The sequence below is a fragment of the Nonomuraea sp. 10N515B genome (assembly GCF_052245915.1).
In the GTDB taxonomy this organism is placed as follows: Bacteria; Actinomycetota; Actinomycetes; order Streptosporangiales; family Streptosporangiaceae; genus Nonomuraea.
Window position 1 is genome coordinate 100,811 of sequence record NZ_JBQQBQ010000026.1, and the last position, 19,152, is coordinate 119,962.

Below are 19,152 nucleotides of genomic sequence, written 5' to 3' on the forward strand. Positions count from 1 at the left end.
GGCTGCGCCTCAGTTCGCCGAGGTCAGCGTGCGCAGGGAGTGCTCGACCAGGGTGATCATGACTTCCTTGGCCGACGTGCGCCGCCGTACGTCGCACAGCATCACCGGCACGTTGTCGTCCAGGTCGAGCGCGATGCGCACGTCGTCCACGCTGTGCCGCTCGGCCCCGTCGAAGCAGTTGACGGCCACCACGAACGGCGTGCCGCGCTGCTCGAAGTAGTCGACGGAGGGGAAGCAGTCGGTCAGCCGCCGGGTGTCGGCGATCACGACCGCGCCCAGCGCGCCGTGGGACAGCTCGTCCCACATGAACCAGAACCGCTCCTGCCCGGGCGTGCCGAACAGGTAAACCACCAGCCCTTCGCGGATCGTGATGCGGCCGAAGTCCATCGCCACGGTCGTGGTGGTCTTGGCCTCCACGCCGTCGAGATCGTCCACGCCGATCCCGCGGTCGGAGAGCACCTCCTCCGTGCGCAGCGGTTTGATCTCGCTGATCGATCCGACCAGGGTGGTCTTGCCCACGCCGAACCCGCCGGCAACGAGGATCTTCAGCGCGACGGGGTCCTCAGAGAGCACGGAGTCCATTGATCACTTCCTTGAGAATGCGCTCATTCGACCGCGTTCCTCCGGCCGAGGACGACGACACCGAGATGAGACCGTGGTCACGCATGTCGCCGAGCAGGACTCGGACGACGCCGATGGGCAGGTCGAGCTCGACGGCCAGATCGGCCACCGAGATGGGACTGCGAGCAGCCCGCAGGATCAGTTGCTGCTCGGGACCGAGCGCACCCGTCGGGTCGCCGATGGCGCGCACGGTCGCGACGAGGTCGAACGTGTCCCCGGAGGAACGCGTGCGGCCGCGGATGAGGGCGTAGGGCCGGACGACGGGCCCCGCCTCCTCATCGAACCACTGCGGGCTGTCGCTCATGACGCTCCAGCGCGCGGATTGGTCGTGATGTGCTGGCCCACCCGCTTGACCAGCATCGCCATCTCGTAGGCGATGTGGCCGACGTCCACGTTCGCATCGGCGATCACGGCCAGGCAGGTGCCCTGTCCCGCCGCCGTGACGAACAGGAACGCCGACTCCATCTCCACAATGGTCTGGCGCACGTCGCCGCCGCCGAAATGGCGGCCGGTGCCGCGGGCCAGGCTCTGGAAACCGGCCGCCACGGCCGACAGGTGCTCGGCGTCCTCCCGCATCAGCCCCTTGGAGTAGCCGATCGCCAGGCCGTCGGTCGACAGGATGACCGCCTGGCGCACGGCGGCCACCCTGGCGGTCAGGTCGTCCAGCAGCCAGTTAAGTTCACCGGTGTTGGTGGTCGGCACACTCATTTGTCCCCCTCATCCTGGGCTTCTTCTCGGGCGCGTTGGGTTCCCCGCTGGAAGGCGGAGAACAGGTCGCGTACCTCGTCGGGAGAGCGGTCGGCCGGCTGCTCGGGCGCGGGCTCCGCGGACGGCTGGAGCCGTGACGACGGGCCGGCCTGGCGCACTCGCCTGGGCAGTCCGGCGTGGGTGCCCGAGGTGACCACCGCGAGCGCCTTCTTCCTGGTACGGCTCGGCAGCGCGGCCATCTCCTCCCCGCTGTCGCCGGCCGTCAGCGCCGTCTGCTCGGTCACCATCTCGCGCGGCACGAGCACGATGGCGGTCGTGCCGCCGAAGGGCGAGCGCCGCAGCAGCACCTTGATCCCGTGCCGCGCGGCCAGCCTGGCCACCACGAACAGGCCGAGCCTGTCGCTGTCGGCCAGGTCGAACTCCGGGGGGTCGGCCAGCAGCGTGTTGAACGCGGCGTACTCGGGGGCCGACAGGCCCGGGCCCTTGTCCTCGATCTCGACGGCGTAGCCGTTGCTCACCTGGTCGCCGCGCACCTGGACCTGAGTGTCCGGCGGTGAATAGATCGTGGCGTTCTCGACCAGCTCGGCGAGCAGGTGCGTGAGGTCGGCCGCGGCGCCCCCGTCGAACGCGCTGACCGGCATCGCCTCGACGGCGACCCTCGTGTAGTCCTCGACCTCGGCGACCGCGGCCCGGACGATGTCGATCACGGGCACGGGCTTGCGCCACGCCCGCCCGGGCGCGGACCCGGACAGGACGATCAGGCTCTCGGCGTGCCGCCGCATGCGGGTGGTGAGGTGGTCGAGCCGGAAGAGCTCCTCCAGCCGGTCAGGGTCGTGCGTGCGCCGCTGCATGCCGTCGAGCAGCGCCAGCTGCCGGTGCAGCAGCCCCTGCTTGCGCCGGGCGAGGTTGAGGAAGACCTGGCCGACCCCGCGCCGCAGCGCGGCCTGGCCGACCGCCGCCGTCACGGCGGTGCGCTGCACGGAACCGAAGGCCCTGGCCACGTCGGTGATCTCAGCGGAACCGCTCACCTTGATCGCCTTGGCCTCCTTCCGCACGTCGATGTCCTCGCCCTTGCGCAACCGCTCCACGATGTCGGGGAGCCGCTGCTCCGACAGCTCGACCGCGGCCACGCGCAGCCCGCCGAGCTCTCCGGCCAGGCGACGACCGAAGCGTACAGAGATGATGATCGACGCGAGCACTGCGATCAAGCCGACGCCGCCCGCGATCGCGATCTCGGCGACCGTGGCCGTGGCGGCCTCGGACGTGCGCGCGGCCAGCACCTCGGCTGCGGCCAGGCCGTGTTTGTCCAGCTGAGAGGTCAGGCTGCTGATCGTCTCCGTCCAGCCGGCGGCGTCGGGCGGCGGGGCGCCGGTCCTGACGATCCTGGCTTCCAGGCTGAGGAAGGTCTGAAACGACTCGGAAGCGAAGATCTGCTCGTACGGCCTGCGCAGCGTCACCTCGAGGCCCGCCAGCCCGCGTGCGTGGAGGAACCTCCTGGAGGCGGCGTACTCGGTGAACGCCGCGGTCTCGGGCTCGGTGAGCCGCCCGTCGGCCAGCGCCCCGATGACCAGCGCGTGCTCCCTCGCGATCTGCTCCCTGGCCATGCCCATGGCCTGCAGCGAGGACGCCTGCTGGAGTATGCCCAGGTCGGAGACGGAGACCAGGTGGTCGTAGAGCATGAAGATCGAGTCGAGGATGCGGTTGTACTCGTTCAGCCCGGACAGGCGGGAGCTGAGGCCGTTGTCTATGTCGGCCCTGATCGAACCGAGCCGGTCGAGCGCCCCCATCAGCGTGCCCAGGGGACGGCCCAGGTTGCCGGCCGCGTCGCCGGCCTCCGTGACGGCCTGACGGAACTCGCCGACGGACCGGTCGGTGCGGGCGCGCTGGCCGCCGAGCGCCTCGGTGAGCTCACGCGTGGTGAGTGCCTCGGCGGAGCGCACTCGCTCGGCCTGAAGTTGCAAGCCCAGGTCGGTGGAGGTGACGCCGAGGGTCTGGTACAGCGTGCCGGCCCGGAGCAGTGACTGGGCGTCGCCCATGGTGAGGTTGAGGACGAAACCCCAAAGCGCGCTCAGAGACAAGAGGGGTAGCAGCAGCAACAGAAAGATCTTGAACCGAATAGACCGGTTTCGCGAGCCCATGTCCCAACCTCGAGTCGGGGGCATTTCCACACCTTGTGTAAATACACCTCCGGAAGATCGCACAGGAGACTAGCACCGTTTATGGCTCCGGCGCAGTGGGAGGAAGACGTTCATTACCGTGATTATTGGGACGCGATCTCTCGCCGGTGCTTGCCCGATCGTACGACCGTCCACAGCCAGACCAGCGCGACCAGCGAGATCGTGCTGAGCCCCGCCCAATTCAGCAGCGTGAAGATGTGCACCTGCCACGCGGTCACCCGCGGCACCCGGCCGATCCGCAGCAACTCGAACTGCCACGGCCGGCCGGTCAGCACCAGCGTGATGGCGATGGCGATGGCGGTCATCGAGTCCCACAGCGCGTGCAGCAGCGAGACGCCGAGGTAGGTCAGCACCACGGGAACCGTGAGCCGGCCGCGGGCGGCGAACAGGACACCGCCGGCGATGGCCGTCCACAGGCCGTGCCCGACGGGCGTCAGGATGCCGCGCAGCACCTCGGTCTCGACCAGTTGGAACAGCGACAGGCCCTCGGAGGTGAAGAGGGCGTTGAAGGCGTAACCGGCGCTCTCGAACGCGGCGAAGCCGAAGCCGACGGTCGCGCCGAGGATGACGCCGTCCATGGTGCCGCGCGTGGTCATGCGCCGGGTGACGAAGATCAGCGCGGCCAGCTTCGCGCCCTCCTCGATCAGCCCGACCAGCACGTACATGATGATCGACGGCCGGATGAGCCAGGCCTCCAGGACCGAGGCGCCGAGCACGCCCAGCACGCCGCCCACCACGAAGGCCGTGAACATCATCTCGACCGTGACCCGCGGTGAGCGGCCCCGCCCGTACGCCCACACCACGAACGTCACCGGCACCAGGAAACTGCCGAACAGCACCACGGTCGGGACGAGGTTGGAGTTGTGCGTCCAGGCCGTCACGACGACGGTGGCCACCCAGAGCGCGAGCCCGACCAGGAAGACCCGGAGCCAGAGCGTCATCGGGCCAGCTCCTCCACCGCGCGGAACGCCGCGGTGACGGCGGCGTCGGCGCGGGCGGCCGGCGCCGAGTCCGAGCCCGCGATCGCGATCCTGCCGAAGCGCCTGCGCGCCGCGTCCGCGGGGAACGGCCCGTCGGGATAGAACGGGTGCCACGGCCGGCAGTACTCGGGCGCGTTCCCGTGCCCCCACCGGTTGACCGTGATCGCCTCGATGTCCCCGGCCGGGTCGAACCCACCGGGCCCCAGCAGCCGGGTGAGCTGGTCCCGGATCGTGTGCTCCAACTGCTCGTACGGCGTCTTGATGAGCTCGCGCCGGCCCGCCACTGCGCCCGCCTCAGGACCCAGCTCCGACCGGCACGGCGTGGCCAGCAGGTGCACCGCGGCCGGCCCGCCCGGACGGCGGGGCGGCTCCAACTCGGTCAGCGACCAGTACGCGCCGGTCCAGCGCACCCGGCCCACGCCGGCCCGCCGCCATGCGTCCCCGTCGCGCACCCGTACCGTGGCGTGCAGCAGCGGCACCCGGACGGCCGCGCTCAGCGCCTGCCGCTGCTCGGCGGGCAGCTCCGGCACCAGATAAGGGATGACCGCACTCCAGCAGGCCAGGATCACCGCCCCGGCCGTGACGGTCAGGACCTGGTGGCCGTCGAAGTAACCCACGGTCGCCGAAACGGCGCCGTCGCGTACCGACACCACGGGGCTGGACAGCCGGAGGCGCACCCGGTTGCCGGGCCGGTCGAGCGCCCGTTGCACCATCGTCCGCACCAATGCCTGATTTCCCGCGGGAAAGAGGTAAAGGTCCGGATCCGCCATTCCCCACTGCTTTTTCACGGTGGGCGAGTTGAACCGCGACGGCTTGTTCGCATCGAGTCCCAGGCCCGCGAATCCCGGATATCCGGTGCCCCAGGCGTCGATCGCACCGAGCGCCCGCGTGTCGTACCCCCATTCCGGGCACGACATGCTGCGGTAGAACCGCTCCACGTCCGGGTGCACGCCGCAGACCTCCAGCAGGAAGGCCGAGTACGTCAGCTCCGCCAGCCGCTCCTGCTTGCCCTCGGCCGAGAGTCCCGGAAGCCAGTCGGGCGGCTCCCGGTGCAGCATGCGCAGGTCCTCCCTGGCCCGCCCGTCGATCGGCAGCCTGGCCACCCAATCGGACTGGAGCCTGACCAGCGTGTCCGCACCGAAGGTCTCCGCGTCGCACATCACGCCGTCGGCCAGCCCGGGGTCGGCGTGCGCCGGGCCGCTCTGCCGATGGAAGAGCGCGCGCCGCGCCTGCCCGCCGATCTCGTCGTGGTTGTCGAGGACGAGCACGGCCGCGCCGGGATCGCGGCGCAGCCACTCGCAGGCCGCGCTCACCCCGCTGAGCCCGCCGCCCACCACCACGAGGTCGTAGCTCTCGCCGGTGGGCTCCGGCGGGTCCGCGTACTGCCAGAAACGGCCGTCCCGCAGCGCGTGCGGCACGCTGAGCGCCTGGGCCGCGCCGCCGCGGAATCCGCCCGGCGCGGGCGGAGCCGCGCTCGCCTGGGCCTTTTCGGCTTTCCCCGTGGACACAACAGCCCCGACGGCGATGCCGTCGAAGAAGTCACGGCGGGAAATAGGCCGGTTCATCCCGAGGTCGCGCGGGCTCAAGCTCATGGCGCGATCATCAGCAGGTCCGGCCAAATGGGATGAGAGACGCGCAGCGTCTCGAGAAACATTTTGCGCGGCCTATTACCGCGAATGCCGGTTTGGAGTACCGTCCGGAATATCACCAACAGGGGGAGTCCGGTGGTCGGCAAACAGGGCAGGGTCACAGGAAAGATCGGCCCTGGACTCGTCGGCGAGGTCATGATCCCGATCAGGGGCGGCGTCGAGGCCTTCTACGCCCATCCGAGCGTGACCGACGAGGAGATCCCCGTCGGGGCCATCGTCGTCGTCGTGGACTACTTCCCCCCGCGCACGGTCTACGTGGCCAAAGCACTCGTCTAGGGAGGGGTCGATGTCCCCTGAGCTCTACATCATCGGCGGCGCCGTCATCGCTGCCATTGTCGTCATCACCCTGCTGTTCAAGGCCGTGTGGCGAGTCGCGGAGCCCAACGAGGCCCTGATCATCTCCGGCCTGGGCGCGCGCCGGCGGAGCGAGGGCCTCGACAGCCTCGGCTTCAAGATCATCACAGGCAAGGGCACGGCGGTGCTGCCGGGCTTCCAGACCGCCAGGCGGCTGCGCCTCGACACCAGGGCGGCCAACCTCCAGGTCGCCTGCGTCACCCAGCAGGGCATCCCGGTGCAGATCCGCGGTGTGGTGATCTACAAGGTCGGCGACGACTTCTCCTCCATCGCCAACGCCGCCCGCCGCTTCCTCGACCAGCAGGACTTCATGACCAGCGCGATCCACGAGCTGTTCACCGGACACCTGCGCTCGATCATCGGCAACCTCACCATCGAGGACCTGATTCTCAACCGTGAGCGCCTGACCAGCGAGACCCGGGCGTCGGCGGCCGACGAGATGAGCAAGCTCGGCCTGATCGTGGACTCGCTGCAGATCCAGGAGATCGACGACGAGACCGGCTACATCGTCAACCTCGGCAAGCCGCACGCCGCCAGGGTCGCCGCCACCGCCCGCATCGCCCAGGCCCAGCGTGATCAGGAGGCCACCGAGGCCGAGCAGATCGCCGCCGCCAACATGGCCGCGGCCCGGCGCGACGCGCGCATCAAGGAGGCCTCCTACCAGGCCGAGATCGACCGGGCCCAGGCCACCTCCAGGCAGGCGGGGCCGCTGTCGGATGCCACCGCCCGCCAGGAGGTGGTGGTCCAGGAGACCAGGGCCGCCGAGCTGGAGGCCCAGCTGTCCGAGCAACGCCTGCAGTCACAGGTACGCAAGCCCGCCGACGCCAAGGCGTACGAGACCGTCACGCTCTCCCAGGCCGAGCGTGACGCCCGCATCGCGCAGGCGGAGGCCGAGGCCAGGGAGACCGAGCTGCGCGCGGCCGCGCAGGCCTCCCAGGTCAAACAGGCCGCCGCGGCCGAGGCAGAGTCCGTGCGGCTGCGCGGCGAGGCGGCCGGCGCGGCCACGAAGATCGCCGGCGAGGCCGAAGCCCAGGCCGCCCGTGCCCGCGGGCTGGCGAGCGCCGAGGCCGCGAAGGCGCTGGGCCTGGCCGAGGCCGAGGCGTCGCAGGCCAAGGGCCTGGCGGAGGCCAAGGCGATCAGCGCGCGGGCCCAGGCGCTGAAGGAGAACCAGGAGGCGGTCATCGCCCAGCAGCTCGCCGAGCGCTGGCCGGAGGTCGTGGAGGCAGGCGCGAAGGCGTTCGGGAACGTGGACCACATGGTGGTGCTCAACGGCGCCCAGGGCGTGGAGGAGCTCCTGGCCAAGGCGCTCACGCTCGGCGGCACCGGACTGGGTCTCGCCAGGGCCCTGCTCAACGGCGCGACCCCCAACGGGGCGGAGCCGGAGGTGTCTGGCAAAACCCCCTAAGTCGGCATGCCCAAACAATAGCGAATCGGAAATCATTCCTAAACCGCTGAATTCCGCGAATAGCGACGTTGCACGGATGCGCGGGCCGCGATTCCTCTAGCGTTTTCGAAAATGCCGCTGGAGTGAAGGGGGAGGGCTCATGCGCAAGGCCATTTCCGGCATATGTCTGAGCATGGTGGCGATTGCCGGATGTTCGTCCGACAAGACCGGGGCGGCGTCGGCCGCCGGGCAGCCGGCGACGGCGTCGTCCGCCGACGCGGCCCAACTCCGCGCCGCACTGATGCCCGCGCCCGCGGGCATGCGCATCTCGTACGGCCCGGAGCTGGGCGCCTTCGGCTCGCTCAAGTCCACCCAGCAAGGGCTGGCCGCCGTGCGGGAGGCCAAGCTGGAGCGGCCGGAGTGCGCCGGGGCCGCCCAGCTCGACGCCGCCAAGCCGGACGTCGCCAAGGCGCCGGCCGCGGTGATCGCCTACGCCGCGGAACGCGGCTCGATCACCCAGGCCGTGGTGCGGCTCCCGTCGGCGTCGTTCCCCGCGCCGCTCCCCGAGCAGTGCACCTCCTACTCCGCTGACGTCGGCGGCTCGAAGGTCTCGTACAAGACGCGGGCCCTGCCCATGCCCACCAAGGGCGATCAGTCACGGGCCTACCTGACGACGGCCGCGGGCGGGGACAAGAACGCCCAGATCGGCTCCGTCATGATCAGGCGCGGCACCGTGGTCATGAGCATGCTGGTGGTCGGCAAGCAGGTGAAACCGTCCGGCCTGTACGAGCTGGCCGGCCTGGCCGATCAGAACCTGGCCCGCGTGCCCAAGTGAGGCGCCGGTCACCTCCCGGAATCCCGGGAGGCCCTTCTGCGCCTTCTACGGCTGCAAGACCGAAAGGATGTTTCCGGCCGGGTCGGTGAACCAGGCGATCGGCGGCCCCTCCTCCCGGAGGATGCCTTTCTCGTCGGCTTTGAAGTGCGGGTAGCGCTCGAAGCGCACGCCACGTGCCACCAGCTCGTCCACGGCCTTGTCGATGTCCTCCACCGGGAAGTTGAGAATCGTGAACGTGGCCGGGGTGTGATTGTCCTTCGGGTAGACCAGGATGTCGGTGCCGCCCGCTATGTGGAGGGTCAGCAGGCCGTGCTCCTCGGAGACCCGGAGCCCCAGCGTCTCGCTGTAGAACTTCTTCGCCGCCGCGATGTCGTTCACCGAGAACCCGCTGAACGCTTTCGTCGTGCCGAACATCGTCACATCGCCTTCCTGTGCTCCTCGCTGAGCTGGATGATCTGGACGTAGTTGCCGTCCGGGTCGATCGCGGTGGCGAAAAGGCTGCCGTCGCGGTCCTCCAGCTCCGCCAGCCACGTCACGCCCGCGCTCTCCATGCGGGCCGCCACGGCCCGGGCGTCCTCCACATCGAAGTTCAGGATCACCCGGCCGGGCTCGGGATTCTTGTCCGCCACGTCGTCCCGCGTGTCGATGAGCAGGAAGATTTCGCCGAACTTGAGGATGCGGTAACCGTTGGCGTCGGTGTCGCTCTCGGGGTCGAGGGCGGCGGCGTACCAGCCGCGGAGGCGGTCGGGGTCGGTGCTGGCGAGCAGCAGACTGCCCAGGGCGGGTCGCGTCATGACTGTCTCCTCTGTGCGTTGAATGCGCGTACGAGGGACAGACCGGGCGGCGGGCGAAAACTCATCGCGACAACGGCCGCGCAGCGTGCCCGGGTCTGGTGGGCACGCTGCGCGGGGGTTTTCGGTCAGCCGATTCGGAGCGTGAGACCGTAAGCGCCCAAGATCTCATTCACCGGCTGGTGGTACGTCGTGCCGCCGGTGGTGCAGTTGCCCGAGCCGCCGGAGGTCACGCCCTGGGCCTGGCTGCCCGAGATGAACGAGCCGCCGGAGTCGCCCGGCTGGGCGCAGGCACTGGTCCTGGTCAGGCCGGTGACGGTGCCCTGCGCGTACCGGACGGTGGCGTTGTGCTGCTGGATGAGGCCGCAGCGCCAGCCGGTGGTCGAGCCGGAGCGGCAGATGGACGCGCCGACCGAGGCCTGGGTGGAGCCGCGGACGGTCACGAGCGAGCCGCCGGAGCCGCGTACGTACGGCGTCGCGTTGTTGCCGGGGGCGGCGACCCAGGCGTAGTCGTTGCCGGGGAAGGACGAACCCTGGAAAGTGCCCGTGGGGTTGGTGGTCCTGGAGCCGGCCCGGCCGCAGTGCCCGGCGGTGACGAAGCCGGGAGTGCTGCCCCTGGTGACGGAGAAGCCGACGCTGCAGCGGCTGGAGCCGATGTAGTACGGCGCGCCGCCGATGATGTCGATGTACGTCCCCGGCCGCTCGGCCGTCGCCGCCACGGTGACCAGGCTCCGATCGACGCCGGCGGCCGCGACGAGGGCGTCGGCGGCCTCGACCGTGGGCGCCTGGACGGAGACGGTGTTGGTCTTGACGTCGACGAACCAGAGGGAGGCGGCGGCCGTGGCCCGCCGCGGGGCCGCGTCGAGCTTCTGCATGACCGCGTTGAGGTCGGCCAGCGGGCGCTTGACGAGGACCGGCTGCGCGCCCTTCGCCTCGATGGCGGGGGCGGCGTTGGGGTCGGTGGTGGCGACCATGAGCTTGGAGGCGTCGTCGTTCAGCCAGGCGCCGCCGAACGACCCGCCGAGCTCGGCGGTCAGCGTGGACTCCGCGGCCGCGGCGCGTTCCTCGTTGGCCAGCCGGGTGACGACTTGCGCCTCGGAGAGGCCGAGGTCGCGTTCGAGCGCGTCGACCATGGCGGGGGGTGCTGGGGAGGCGGATTGAGACGCCGGAGCTCCAGGGTCAGCTGCTGCTGGGCTGAGCGGGGTTGCCAGGCTGACGGCTAAGATGACGCCGCCTACCAGCGCAGAGCGCTTTCTCAACATGTGCACTCCTCGGGTGGGGGTGCTGTCAAGGTAACGGCTGGGTACGAAGGCCGTTCAGATACCAAAGAGACCCTATTTCAGTGATATGGCCGGGTTTTGGCCGTGTCCCGAACCGGACATTTATCGCCTTAAAGGTAAACGGGGAGGCGGGTCGGTAAGGTCCCGTTGCTGGAGGTGTTCTCTTTGCGAAACGGTGTTCGTCACTTGCTCGGTGCGGGCGCGGGCCTGCTGGCCACACCACTGATCGCCGCGGGTCTCGGGTACGGGCTCAACAAGCCCCAGCCGATCGCCGGCTGGATGGCGCTGGCCGCGTTCTTCGGCGCCGTGGTCACCGTCGGTGTCCTGGCCGGGTCGAGGGTGTCGCCGCTCGCCTCGCTGCTGCCCGGTCTGGCCTTCATGGGTTTCTGGGTAACGGTGCAGGTGCGCATGGGCATGGGGGGCGACCACCGGCTGTGGTACGCGTTCGTGCCGTCCGAATATCTCCAGGGCTACGAAACGCTGCTCCACACCTGGTCCCCCGTGCTCGGCTGCATCCTGCTCACCGCCTCGGTCTTTCCTTCCCGATGGCGGGCGGCGGTGAAGCCGGTCGCGCCGCCGCCCGAAGAGGAGCCGGTGGAGGCGGCGGCCCCGGAACCGCCGCCTCTGCCCAAGCGGATCCCGTCCCGCTACTGAACTGGTGCCGGCGTCGGCGGGCGGGCCGCCAGCAGGGCGATCAGCACGTACGGCGCCACCAGGACGGCGAACGCGACGCCATGCGGCAAACTCGACGAGGCGGCCCCGTAGGCCGTGTAGACCGCCAGGGTGACCACATTCGTCCCAAGGCCGGCGACCGACGTCACGGTGGCCCGGGAAGGACCGGTGATCCGCTCCTGGAGCCGCGCGTCGGCCACCACGCCGGCCAACTGGAACGCCCCGAACGCCACCGCGATCAGCGCGAACCCGGCCGGATGCCCGCTCACGGCCCCCGCCGCCATGGCGAGCGCCGCTCCTCCGATCGTCAGGGCGTAGGCGCGGGCGGACATGCCCTGCGCCCTGCCGGCCAGCAGGCCGCCGGCCGTGGCGCCGATCCAGACGACGAGCACCAATAAGGGGATGGCGGCCTTGGCCACGCCGGTCTCGACGCCTAGATAAGGGACGAACTCCTCCAGGGCTCCCCAGATCGCCGTGACGAAGGAGACCAGCAGCACCGCGTGGAGCACGCCTCGATCCCTGCGGGTCTCCGCGATGCCGGCCCGCAACACCGCCAAATAGCTGCCCTCCGTGACGGCGCCGGGGGTTCTGTGCTCGGGGAGCGTCAGGGCGACGGCGGCGCCGAGAACGCAGGCCAGCACGCTGGCCACCCCCACGGCGGGATACCCGCCGACCGCGAACACCGGCGTGGCGAGCCCGATCGACGCCGCCGCCGCGACGAGACCGGCGGACTCGGCCCGGCCCATGACGGTGGCGTACCGGCTTTCCTGGCCAAGACACTGCAGTTCCTCGTACGCGAGGGCCTCGTAGGCGCCGGAGACGAGGGCGCCCTGAGCGCCCCACAACACGAAGCCCACGGCGAACGCCCAATAGGAGGGAAAGAGGATCCACAGGGCGTAACCGGCACCGGCCAAGAGCGGGCCGAGGCACAGGAGCAGACGCCGGGACACGGCGTCGGCCCACGCGCCGGACGGGACCTCCAGCACCATGCCGGTCACCGACCAGATGACGAACAGGGACGAGGTCTCGGCCACGGACAGCCCGGTATCGATGAACAACAGCGTGTACACCGGGTAGAGCAGGATGAATTCGCCTACGAACGCGTAGGCGTAAAGTTTCGCAACGAGCATGAGGCCTTCCAGCTGAGGACGAACGGGGACTCCGAGTGCTCGTCGCCTCGGAGGTCCGCGCGCCCCGCGCCGGCCTCTGGTCAGTCATCAATGTCGCCAGTGCATGGCACGAGTCTAGCGTCGATCCCGGCGCGGGAAAGGGCGACGTTCCAGCGTGCACGGAGCGTCCTCAGCCCTGTCATAGAGTCCAATGGTGGCTGACGTCAGTGTGGTGGTCCGATACCGCAAGGCGGTGACGTACGGCGTGCATGCGCTGCTCGCCGCCCTGGAGACCGCGGGGATCGAGCACGACCTGCGGCTCGGCACCACTCCCGAGGAGACCGCCGCGCACATCACGGCCAGTGAGGCCGACCGGGTGCTGGTGCTCTGGTCCTTCTACTCACCGGACGCCGAGGACATGGCGGCCGAGCTGTCCACCGTCAAGGCGCTGAGCGGCGGCCGAGGGCTGCACATCGCGGGCGGTGTGCACGCGACCGCGGAGCCGCAGCAGGTCATCGACGCGGGCTGGGACCTGGCGGGGATCGGCGAGGGCGAGTCGACGATCATCGCGCTCGTCCGCGCGCTGCAGGACGACCGGCCGCTCACCAGAGTCCCCGGGCTGGCGATCAAGGACGAGGACGGGATAGCGCTCCGCACCAGGCCCGCGCCGCAGCTGCCGCTGGACGCGTTCCCGTCCTTCGTCGGCAGGAACAGGCCGATCGAGATCACCCGAGGGTGCCGTTATACGTGCCGCTTCTGTCAGACGCCCTTCATGTTCGGCGGCCAGTTCCGGCATCGGTCGGTCGACAGCGTGCGTGAGCACGTGCGGGGCATGGTGGACAGAGGGTTGCGCGACATCCGGTTCATCACGCCGACCTCGCTCTCCTACGGCTCCCCCGGCCCCGACCCCGATCTCGGCGCGGTGGAGGAGCTTCTGGCCGGGGTCAAGGAGGAGCTGCCGCCGCGCGGGCGGGTGTTCTTCGGGAGTTTCCCGTCCGAGGTGCGCCCCGAGCACGTCACGTCGGAGGCGATGCGGCTGCTCAAGAAGTACGTGGCCAACGACAACCTGATCATCGGCGCCCAGTCGGGATCCGACAAGGTGCTGGCGGCCTCGGGGCGGGGGCACGACACCTCGCCGGTGCGCGATGCGGTCAGGATCGCGGTCGAGCACGGCTTCCGGCCCAACGTCGACTTCATCTTCGGGATGCCCGGCGAGGACGAGAGCGATCAGGCCGCCTCGCTCAAGCTGGCCGAGGATCTGGCCGATCTCGGGGCGCGCATTCACACGCACACGTTCATGCCGCTGCCCGGCACGCCGTGGCGGGACGCCGAGCCGGCGTTCATCCCGCTCAGCACCATGAGTGAGCTCGACAGGCTGGCGCAGCGCGGGGACGCGTACGGACACTGGCGCAAGCAGGCCGAACACTCCGCGCGGCTGGCCGAGACGGCCAAGGCCTACCCCCGGCGGGCCCGGCGGCGGCGTACGGGCTAGTCGTCGTCCTCGTCCAGGGCGTGCAGGACGCGCTCGAACGCGTCGCTGACCGGCCGCAGCGCCTCGGAGAACGCGTTGACCAGCGGACCGAAGATCTCCGTCATCTCGGTCACGAAATCGGGACTCTTGCTCTCGGGAGGCGCCCAGCGCATGGCGTCGGCGCTCAGCGTCTCCCACTCGTCGACGACGCCGTCGATGGCGTCGAGCAGGTGATCAGGATCGCTTTGCATGACCGTTCTCCGGGACGAGAAGGAGTCGATACAGCCACGGTACTTCAGGTCGGGATGGACACGCCCACGCCGCCCCGCGTCTGGGCGCCGTAGCGCTCCTTGTCGGCGCCGAGGTCGAGCGGGCGGATGCTGGCGCGGGAGGCCAGGATCTCGTCGGTCAGCAGCGAGGCCGGCACCAGCCACGACACCTCGAACTCCAGCCCGTCCGGGTCCTTGGCGTAGAGCGCCTTGGTGGTGCCGTGGTCGGACGCGCCGACCAGCGCGCCGAGCTCGCCCAGCTTGGCCGCGACCCGCTCCAGCTCCTCGAGGGTGTCGACCTCCCAGGCCAGGTGGTAGAGGCCCACGGAGGTGCGGCCGGCCGGTGACGGCGCGGCGTTCTCGCCGATCTCGAACAGGCCCAGGTCATGGTCGTTCGTGGAGCCGGGGGCCTGCAGGAACGCGGCGCCCCGCATGCCCATCACGACCTCGAAGCCGAGTGCCTCCCGGTAGAAGGCGACGCTGCGCTCCACGTCACGAACGTAAAGGACCGCGTGGTTGAGCCGATGGACCGGCATGGTGATCCCCTTTCAGCAGAGTCCCGCCCTAAGTATATGAGAGTTCAACTAAATTGGGACCATGACCAGATGGCTGGATGAGGACGAACAGCAAACCTGGCGGAGATTCCTGGCGGCGACGCAGCTGATCAACGAGGCGCTCGATCGCCAGCTCCAGCGGGAGGCGAACATGCCGCACGCCTACTACGTGATCCTCGTACGCCTGTCCGAGACGCCCGGGCGGGCGATGCGCATGAGCGAGCTGGCCGCCCAGGCGCAGTGCTCCCAGAGCCGCCTCTCGCACGCGGTGGCGCGCCTGGAGGAGCGCGGCTGGGTGCGCCGCGAGCGTGCCGCGTCCGATCGCCGCGGCAATCTCGCCGTGCTCACCGACGAGGGGTACGCCGCGCTCGCCGCCGCCGCTCCCGGGCACGCGGAGGAGGTGCGGCGCGCCCTGTTCGACGTACTCAAGCCCGAGCAGGTAAGGGAACTGGACGAGATCTGTTCGGCCATCGTTTCCGCCGCCGACGGGAACACGCTGGAGCGATAGCGAGAAAACTGTCGGGCGGAGGCCGTAGCGTTCTCGGCGTAGCCGATCGAGGAGATGCCGATGCGCGACACCGAAGAGGCGCTGTTCAGGGCCGTCCATGGCATTGCGGGCCGCTTCGCCGGCCAGCCCGTGCCCGTGGTCATGGACGCGCTGCTGCGCGACCTGCCCAAGGCTCCCGGCCTCGAGGTGGCAGAGCTACGCAAGATCGCCGAGGAGATCAGCGTGGGACGGGATCCCTCGGGCTTGTGAACAACTGATCGCCAGGGGAGCATCGAATCATGTACGAGCCAACCCCTGATGATCGATTCACGTTCGGTCTGTGGACGGTCGGCTGGCAGGCACGCGATCCGTTCGGGGACGCCACCCGGGCGCCCCTCGATCCCGTGGAGAGCGTGCACCGGCTGGCGGAGCTCGGAGCCTATGGCGTCACTTTCCACGACGACGACCTGCTCGCCGTCGAGCCGGATCGCGACCGGGCGATCGCGGCCTTCCGGAAAGCGCTTGCCGAGACCGGACTGAAAGTGCCCATGGCCACCACCAACCTGTTCACGCATCCCGTCTTCCGCGACGGCGCGTTCACCAGCAACGACCGTGACGTGCGGCGATACGCCCTGCGCAAGGTGACGCGCAACCTCGACCTGGCCGCCTCGCTGGGCGCCCGCACGTATGTGTGCTGGGGCGGTCGCGAGGGCGCCGAGTCCGACGCGGCCAAGGACGTGCGGGCCGCGCTCGCCCGCTACAAGGAGGCCATCGACCTGCTGTGCGGCTACGTACGCGAGCGCGGCTACGACCTCCGCTTCGCCATCGAGCCCAAGCCCAACGAGCCGCGCGGGGACATCCTGCTGCCGACGATCGGGCACGCGCTGGCGTTCATCGGCGAGCTCGAGTTTCCCGACATGGTGGGACTCAACCCCGAGGTCGGCCACGAGCAGATGGCCGGGCTCAACTTCGTGCACGGCATCGCGCAGGCGTTGTGGCACGGCAAGCTGTTCCACATCGACCTCAACGGGCAGCACGGCCCCCGCTTCGACCAGGATCTGGTCTTCGGGCACGGCGACGTGATGAGCGCGTTCTTCCTGGTGGACCTGCTGGAGCACGGCGGCTACGACGGCCCGCGCCACTTCGACTACAAACCGTTGCGCACGGAGGACCCCTCCGACGTGTGGGTGTCGGCGGCGGCCAACATGCGCACCTACCTCATCCTGCGGGAAAAGGCGCGCACCTACCGGGCCGACCCGGAGGTCCGTGAAGCCCTGCGGGCCGCCCGCGTCGAGGAGCTCGGCCTGCCCACGCTCAACCGTGGCGAGACGCTGTCCGATCTGTCCGGGGACGACTTCGATCCCGACATGGCCGCTCAGCGCGGATACCATTTCACGCATCTCAACCAGCTTGCGCTGGAGCACTTGTTAGGAGTTCGTGGGTGACGCTGGTCGCAGGGGTCGATTCTTCGACACAAAGTTGCAAGGTCGTCATTCGTGACGCGGAGACGGGCACGCTGGTGCGGCAGGGCCGGGCGCCGCATCCGGACGGCACGGAGGTCCACCCGTCGCACTGGTGGTCGGCGTTGCTGCAGGCCATCGAGGAGGCCGGCGGGCTGGACGGCGTGGCGGCCATCAGTGTCGCCGGGCAGCAGCACGGCATGGTCTGCCTGGACGAGTCCGGAAATGTCGTACGCGACGCCCTCCTCTGGAACGACACCCGCTCCGCCCAGGCCGCCCTCGACCTGATCGCGGAGCTGGGCGGCCCGCAGGCGTGGGCGGACGCGGCCGGTTCGGTACCGGTGGCCTCGTTCACGGTCACCAAGCTGCGGTGGCTGGCCGAGCACGAGCCTGCCAACGCGCGGCGCACGGCGGCGGTGTGCCTGCCGCACGACTGGCTCACGTGGCGGCTGGCCGGCGCGCTCACCTCTGGCGTGCCGTTCTCCCGGGAGGGCTGGCAGGACGCCCCGCTCCCACCCCTCTCCCACCTCACCACGGACCGGGGCGACGCCTCGGGCACCGGCTACTGGTCGCCCTTCACCGGCGCTTACCGTACGGACCTGCTGAAGGCCGCCTTCGGAGCGGTGCCGCTGCTGCCGCGCGTGCTGGGACCGGCGGAAGAAGTCATCGCGGCGGTAACCGGGGCGCAGGGTGCGGATGCCGGACCGGGACGGGTGCTCATCGCCCCCGGCACCGGTGACAACATGGCCGCGGCCCTGGGCGTGGGCGCCAAGCCCGGTGACGTCGTCGTGTCGCTCGGCACCTCCGGCACCGTCTTCGCGGTCGCGGATACTCCCAGCGCCGACCCCACGGGCGCGGTCGCCGGCTTCGCGGACGCGACGGGACGGTTCCTGCCGCTGCTGGCCACGCTCAACGCCGCAAGGGTCTTGGATGCCGCCGCCCGCATCACCGGAGTCGGTCTCAACGACCTGAGCGACCTCGCCCTCCAGGCTCCTCCGGGGGCGGACGGACTGACGCTGGTGCCGTACTTGGAGGGCGAGCGCACCCCCAACCGCCCCACCGCCACCGGCTCCATCCACGGTCTGACCCTGGCCACCTCCACCCCCGCCCACCTGGCCCGGGCAGCCATCGAGGGCATGCTGTGCGGCCTGGCCGACGCCCTGGACGCGCTGGCCATGCGCCCGGAGCGGGTCCTCCTGATCGGCGGCGCCGCCCGCTCGGAGGCCGTCCGCCGCATCGCCCCCACGATCTTCGGCGTCCCGATCACCGTCCCGCCACCGGCCGAATACGTCGCCAACGGCGCCGCACACCAGGCCGCGACCCTCCTCACCACCCCGGACTGGCAGGTGGAGGACACGGCGACGTACGAAGGCGAGGCCGTCCCGGAAATCCGCCACCGCTACGCCCGCGCCACCGCCCACATCCTCGACTGACGTCTCGACAGTGAGGGTTCGGGTACGGGTGCGGGCATGGGCCGCATCCTGGTGGGGACCGCTTCGTGGACCGACAAGACACTGCTGGCCTCGGGGTGGTATCCCGACGATGTCACCTCCGCCCAGGAGAGACTGAGCTTCTACGCGAGCCGGTTTCCCCTGGTGGAGGTGGACTCGTCCTACTACTCGCCGCCCGCGGAAAGCACGGTCTCGTTGTGGCGTGACCGGACCCCTGCCGGCTTCACCTTCGACATCAAGGCGTTCTCCCTGCTGACCCAGCACCCGACCAAGCCGACGGCGCTGTACAAGGACCTGCGCGAACAACTGGGAGAGGCGCCGAAGAAGAACCTCTACCTACGCGACCTCGATCCGCAGCTGGTCGATCAGGTATGGGATCGTTTCCTGACGGCGCTGGCCCCGCTCCACGACTCGAGCCGGCTGGGCACGATCCTGTTCCAGTTTCCGCGCTGGTTCCCCATCAGCAAGGGCAACAAGCAGTACATCCTGGAGTGCAAGGCCCGCTGCGATCCGCTGCGCATCTGCGTCGAGTTCCGCAACCACACCTGGATGAGCAAGGAGAACCAGGCCGAGACGCTGGACTTCCTCACTTCCTATGGCTTGCCGTACGTGAGTGTGGACATGCCCCAGGGCTACCCCGACTCCATCCCGCCCGTCCTCGCGGCCACGGCAGACGTGGCCGTGGTGCGCTTCCATGGCCATTCGGAGAAATGGACGAGCAAGGACATCCACGAGCGGTTCGGCTACCTCTATCAGGAGAAGGAACTGCGGGAGTGGGCGCCCAAACTCCGGCGCCTTGCCGAGGACGCCGAGGCGACCCACGTCCTCATGAACAACTGCTACCGCGACTACGCCCAGGTCAACGCCGCGCAACTGGCTCGCCTGATCCCCCTCGAATGA

The 19,152-nt window shown here is 69.9% G+C and carries 22 protein-coding genes; 10 read left to right on the plus strand and 12 right to left on the minus strand.

What is annotated here, in order from left to right:
• Window positions 1-9 precede the first annotated feature (9 nt).
• The 6 genes from ACTWQA_RS32760 to ACTWQA_RS32785 all read right to left on the minus strand — a co-directional run bounded on the left by ACTWQA_RS32760 (window position 10) and on the right by ACTWQA_RS32785 (window position 6,078).
• A complete protein-coding gene (locus tag ACTWQA_RS32760; RefSeq protein WP_443162861.1) occupies window positions 10-582 on the minus strand; it encodes a GTP-binding protein in 573 nt (190 codons plus the stop codon).
• On the minus strand, window positions 563-925 hold the full coding sequence (locus ACTWQA_RS32765) for a DUF742 domain-containing protein (protein ID WP_443162862.1): 363 nt from the start codon (window positions 923-925) through the stop codon (window positions 563-565). The genes ACTWQA_RS32760 and ACTWQA_RS32765 overlap by 20 nt, the downstream gene beginning before the upstream one ends.
• On the minus strand, window positions 922-1,329 hold the full coding sequence (locus tag ACTWQA_RS32770) for a roadblock/LC7 domain-containing protein (protein WP_305914149.1): 408 nt from the start codon (window positions 1,327-1,329) through the stop codon (window positions 922-924). Before ACTWQA_RS32770 ends, ACTWQA_RS32765 begins: the two co-directional genes overlap by 4 nt.
• Complete coding sequence (locus tag ACTWQA_RS32775) at window positions 1,326-3,425, minus strand: sensor histidine kinase (protein ID WP_443162863.1); 2,100 nt, start codon at window positions 3,423-3,425, stop codon at window positions 1,326-1,328. Before ACTWQA_RS32775 ends, ACTWQA_RS32770 begins: the two co-directional genes overlap by 4 nt.
• Window positions 3,426-3,589: 164 nt before the next feature.
• Entirely contained in the window at window positions 3,590-4,447 is an 858-nt protein-coding gene (locus ACTWQA_RS32780; protein ID WP_443162864.1) for a PrsW family intramembrane metalloprotease, read from the minus strand.
• Window positions 4,444-6,078 carry an FAD-dependent oxidoreductase gene (locus ACTWQA_RS32785; RefSeq protein ID WP_443162865.1) on the minus strand — a complete coding sequence of 545 codons (1,635 nt, stop codon included), beginning with the start codon at window positions 6,076-6,078 and terminating at the stop codon, window positions 4,444-4,446. The genes ACTWQA_RS32780 and ACTWQA_RS32785 overlap by 4 nt, the downstream gene beginning before the upstream one ends.
• 132 nt (window positions 6,079-6,210) lie before the next feature.
• Between ACTWQA_RS32785 and ACTWQA_RS32790 the strand changes: the two genes are divergently transcribed.
• The 3 genes from ACTWQA_RS32790 to ACTWQA_RS32800 all read left to right on the plus strand — a co-directional run bounded on the left by ACTWQA_RS32790 (window position 6,211) and on the right by ACTWQA_RS32800 (window position 8,708).
• Entirely contained in the window at window positions 6,211-6,411 is a 201-nt protein-coding gene (locus ACTWQA_RS32790) for a hypothetical protein (RefSeq protein WP_305914145.1), read from the plus strand.
• Between the two features lie 10 nt (window positions 6,412-6,421).
• Complete coding sequence (locus ACTWQA_RS32795; RefSeq protein ID WP_443162866.1) at window positions 6,422-7,894, plus strand: SPFH domain-containing protein; 1,473 nt, start codon at window positions 6,422-6,424, stop codon at window positions 7,892-7,894.
• 139 nt (window positions 7,895-8,033) lie between these two features.
• Entirely contained in the window at window positions 8,034-8,708 is a 675-nt protein-coding gene (locus tag ACTWQA_RS32800) for a hypothetical protein (protein WP_443162867.1), read from the plus strand.
• 45 nt (window positions 8,709-8,753) lie between these two features.
• Here ACTWQA_RS32800 and ACTWQA_RS32805 read toward each other — a convergent pair whose 3' ends face one another.
• The 3 genes from ACTWQA_RS32805 to ACTWQA_RS32815 form a co-directional block, all read right to left on the minus strand.
• Complete coding sequence (locus ACTWQA_RS32805; RefSeq protein WP_443162890.1) at window positions 8,754-9,122, minus strand: VOC family protein; 369 nt, start codon at window positions 9,120-9,122, stop codon at window positions 8,754-8,756.
• 2 nt (window positions 9,123-9,124) lie between these two features.
• Window positions 9,125-9,502, minus strand: coding sequence for a VOC family protein (locus tag ACTWQA_RS32810; RefSeq protein WP_443162868.1), 378 nt, complete (start codon window positions 9,500-9,502; stop codon window positions 9,125-9,127).
• A 125-nt stretch (window positions 9,503-9,627) separates the two neighbouring features.
• A complete protein-coding gene (locus ACTWQA_RS32815) occupies window positions 9,628-10,632 on the minus strand; it encodes a S1 family peptidase (protein ID WP_443162869.1) in 1,005 nt (334 codons plus the stop codon).
• Window positions 10,633-10,944: 312 nt separating this feature from the next.
• Here ACTWQA_RS32815 and ACTWQA_RS32820 point away from each other — a divergent pair, with 312 nt between their 5' ends.
• Window positions 10,945-11,433 carry a hypothetical protein gene (locus ACTWQA_RS32820; RefSeq protein ID WP_443162870.1) on the plus strand — a complete coding sequence of 163 codons (489 nt, stop codon included), beginning with the start codon at window positions 10,945-10,947 and terminating at the stop codon, window positions 11,431-11,433.
• On the opposite strand, the gene ACTWQA_RS32825 is transcribed toward ACTWQA_RS32820, so the two are convergent.
• Entirely contained in the window at window positions 11,427-12,581 is a 1,155-nt protein-coding gene (locus ACTWQA_RS32825; protein ID WP_443162871.1) for an MFS transporter, read from the minus strand. The genes ACTWQA_RS32820 and ACTWQA_RS32825 overlap by 7 nt on opposite strands.
• Before the next feature lie 193 nt (window positions 12,582-12,774).
• Here ACTWQA_RS32825 and ACTWQA_RS32830 point away from each other — a divergent pair, with 193 nt between their 5' ends.
• The gene (locus ACTWQA_RS32830) at window positions 12,775-14,052 is read left to right on the plus strand and encodes a TIGR04013 family B12-binding domain/radical SAM domain-containing protein (protein WP_443162872.1); all 1,278 of its coding nucleotides are present in this window, start codon (window positions 12,775-12,777) and stop codon (window positions 14,050-14,052) included.
• Here ACTWQA_RS32830 and ACTWQA_RS32835 read toward each other — a convergent pair.
• On the minus strand, window positions 14,049-14,282 hold the full coding sequence (locus ACTWQA_RS32835) for a hypothetical protein (protein WP_443162873.1): 234 nt from the start codon (window positions 14,280-14,282) through the stop codon (window positions 14,049-14,051). The genes ACTWQA_RS32830 and ACTWQA_RS32835 overlap by 4 nt on opposite strands.
• Window positions 14,283-14,326: 44 nt before the next feature.
• Window positions 14,327-14,836 carry a VOC family protein gene (locus ACTWQA_RS32840; RefSeq protein WP_443162874.1) on the minus strand — a complete coding sequence of 170 codons (510 nt, stop codon included), beginning with the start codon at window positions 14,834-14,836 and terminating at the stop codon, window positions 14,327-14,329.
• A gap of 61 nt (window positions 14,837-14,897) precedes the next feature.
• Here ACTWQA_RS32840 and ACTWQA_RS32845 point away from each other — a divergent pair, with 61 nt between their 5' ends.
• From ACTWQA_RS32845 to ACTWQA_RS32865, 5 genes are read left to right on the plus strand one after another with little or no spacing between them, the layout of a single operon-like run.
• Window positions 14,898-15,362, plus strand: a complete 465-nt coding sequence (locus tag ACTWQA_RS32845; protein WP_443162875.1) for a MarR family winged helix-turn-helix transcriptional regulator — start codon at window positions 14,898-14,900, stop codon at window positions 15,360-15,362.
• A 60-nt stretch (window positions 15,363-15,422) separates the two neighbouring features.
• Entirely contained in the window at window positions 15,423-15,611 is a 189-nt protein-coding gene (locus ACTWQA_RS32850) for a hypothetical protein (protein WP_305914133.1), read from the plus strand.
• Window positions 15,612-15,640: 29 nt separating this feature from the next.
• Window positions 15,641-16,786 carry a xylose isomerase gene (gene xylA, locus ACTWQA_RS32855; RefSeq protein WP_443162876.1) on the plus strand — a complete coding sequence of 382 codons (1,146 nt, stop codon included), beginning with the start codon at window positions 15,641-15,643 and terminating at the stop codon, window positions 16,784-16,786.
• Window positions 16,783-18,234 carry a xylulokinase gene (locus tag ACTWQA_RS32860; RefSeq protein WP_443162877.1) on the plus strand — a complete coding sequence of 484 codons (1,452 nt, stop codon included), beginning with the start codon at window positions 16,783-16,785 and terminating at the stop codon, window positions 18,232-18,234. The genes xylA and ACTWQA_RS32860 overlap by 4 nt, the downstream gene beginning before the upstream one ends.
• A 36-nt stretch (window positions 18,235-18,270) precedes the next feature.
• Window positions 18,271-19,152, plus strand: coding sequence for a DUF72 domain-containing protein (locus ACTWQA_RS32865; protein WP_443162878.1), 882 nt, complete (start codon window positions 18,271-18,273; stop codon window positions 19,150-19,152).

Bases quoted from the DNA above. Each gene is read 5' to 3' on its own strand.
- ACTWQA_RS32760 (WP_443162861.1), bottom strand. From the start codon at position 582: ATGGACTCCGTGCTCTCTGAGGACCCCGTCGCGCTGAAGATCCTCGTT.
- ACTWQA_RS32765 (WP_443162862.1), bottom strand. From the start codon at position 925: ATGAGCGACAGCCCGCAGTGGTTCGATGAGGAGGCGGGGCCCGTCGTC.
- ACTWQA_RS32770 (WP_305914149.1), bottom strand. From the start codon at position 1,329: ATGAGTGTGCCGACCACCAACACCGGTGAACTTAACTGGCTGCTGGAC.
- ACTWQA_RS32780 (WP_443162864.1), bottom strand. From the start codon at position 4,447: ATGACGCTCTGGCTCCGGGTCTTCCTGGTCGGGCTCGCGCTCTGGGTG.
- ACTWQA_RS32785 (WP_443162865.1), bottom strand. From the start codon at position 6,078: ATGAGCTTGAGCCCGCGCGACCTCGGGATGAACCGGCCTATTTCCCGC.
- ACTWQA_RS32795 (WP_443162866.1), top strand. From the start codon at position 6,422: ATGTCCCCTGAGCTCTACATCATCGGCGGCGCCGTCATCGCTGCCATT.
- ACTWQA_RS32800 (WP_443162867.1), top strand. From the start codon at position 8,034: ATGCGCAAGGCCATTTCCGGCATATGTCTGAGCATGGTGGCGATTGCC.
- ACTWQA_RS32805 (WP_443162890.1), bottom strand. From the start codon at position 9,122: ATGTTCGGCACGACGAAAGCGTTCAGCGGGTTCTCGGTGAACGACATC.
- ACTWQA_RS32810 (WP_443162868.1), bottom strand. From the start codon at position 9,502: ATGACGCGACCCGCCCTGGGCAGTCTGCTGCTCGCCAGCACCGACCCC.
- ACTWQA_RS32815 (WP_443162869.1), bottom strand. From the start codon at position 10,632: ATGGTCGACGCGCTCGAACGCGACCTCGGCCTCTCCGAGGCGCAAGTC.
- ACTWQA_RS32825 (WP_443162871.1), bottom strand. From the start codon at position 12,581: ATGCTCGTTGCGAAACTTTACGCCTACGCGTTCGTAGGCGAATTCATC.
- ACTWQA_RS32835 (WP_443162873.1), bottom strand. From the start codon at position 14,282: ATGCAAAGCGATCCTGATCACCTGCTCGACGCCATCGACGGCGTCGTC.
- ACTWQA_RS32840 (WP_443162874.1), bottom strand. From the start codon at position 14,836: ATGCCGGTCCATCGGCTCAACCACGCGGTCCTTTACGTTCGTGACGTG.
- ACTWQA_RS32845 (WP_443162875.1), top strand. From the start codon at position 14,898: ATGACCAGATGGCTGGATGAGGACGAACAGCAAACCTGGCGGAGATTC.
- ACTWQA_RS32850 (WP_305914133.1), top strand. From the start codon at position 15,423: ATGCGCGACACCGAAGAGGCGCTGTTCAGGGCCGTCCATGGCATTGCG.
- xylA (WP_443162876.1), top strand. From the start codon at position 15,641: ATGTACGAGCCAACCCCTGATGATCGATTCACGTTCGGTCTGTGGACG.
- ACTWQA_RS32865 (WP_443162878.1), top strand. From the start codon at position 18,271: ATGGGCCGCATCCTGGTGGGGACCGCTTCGTGGACCGACAAGACACTG.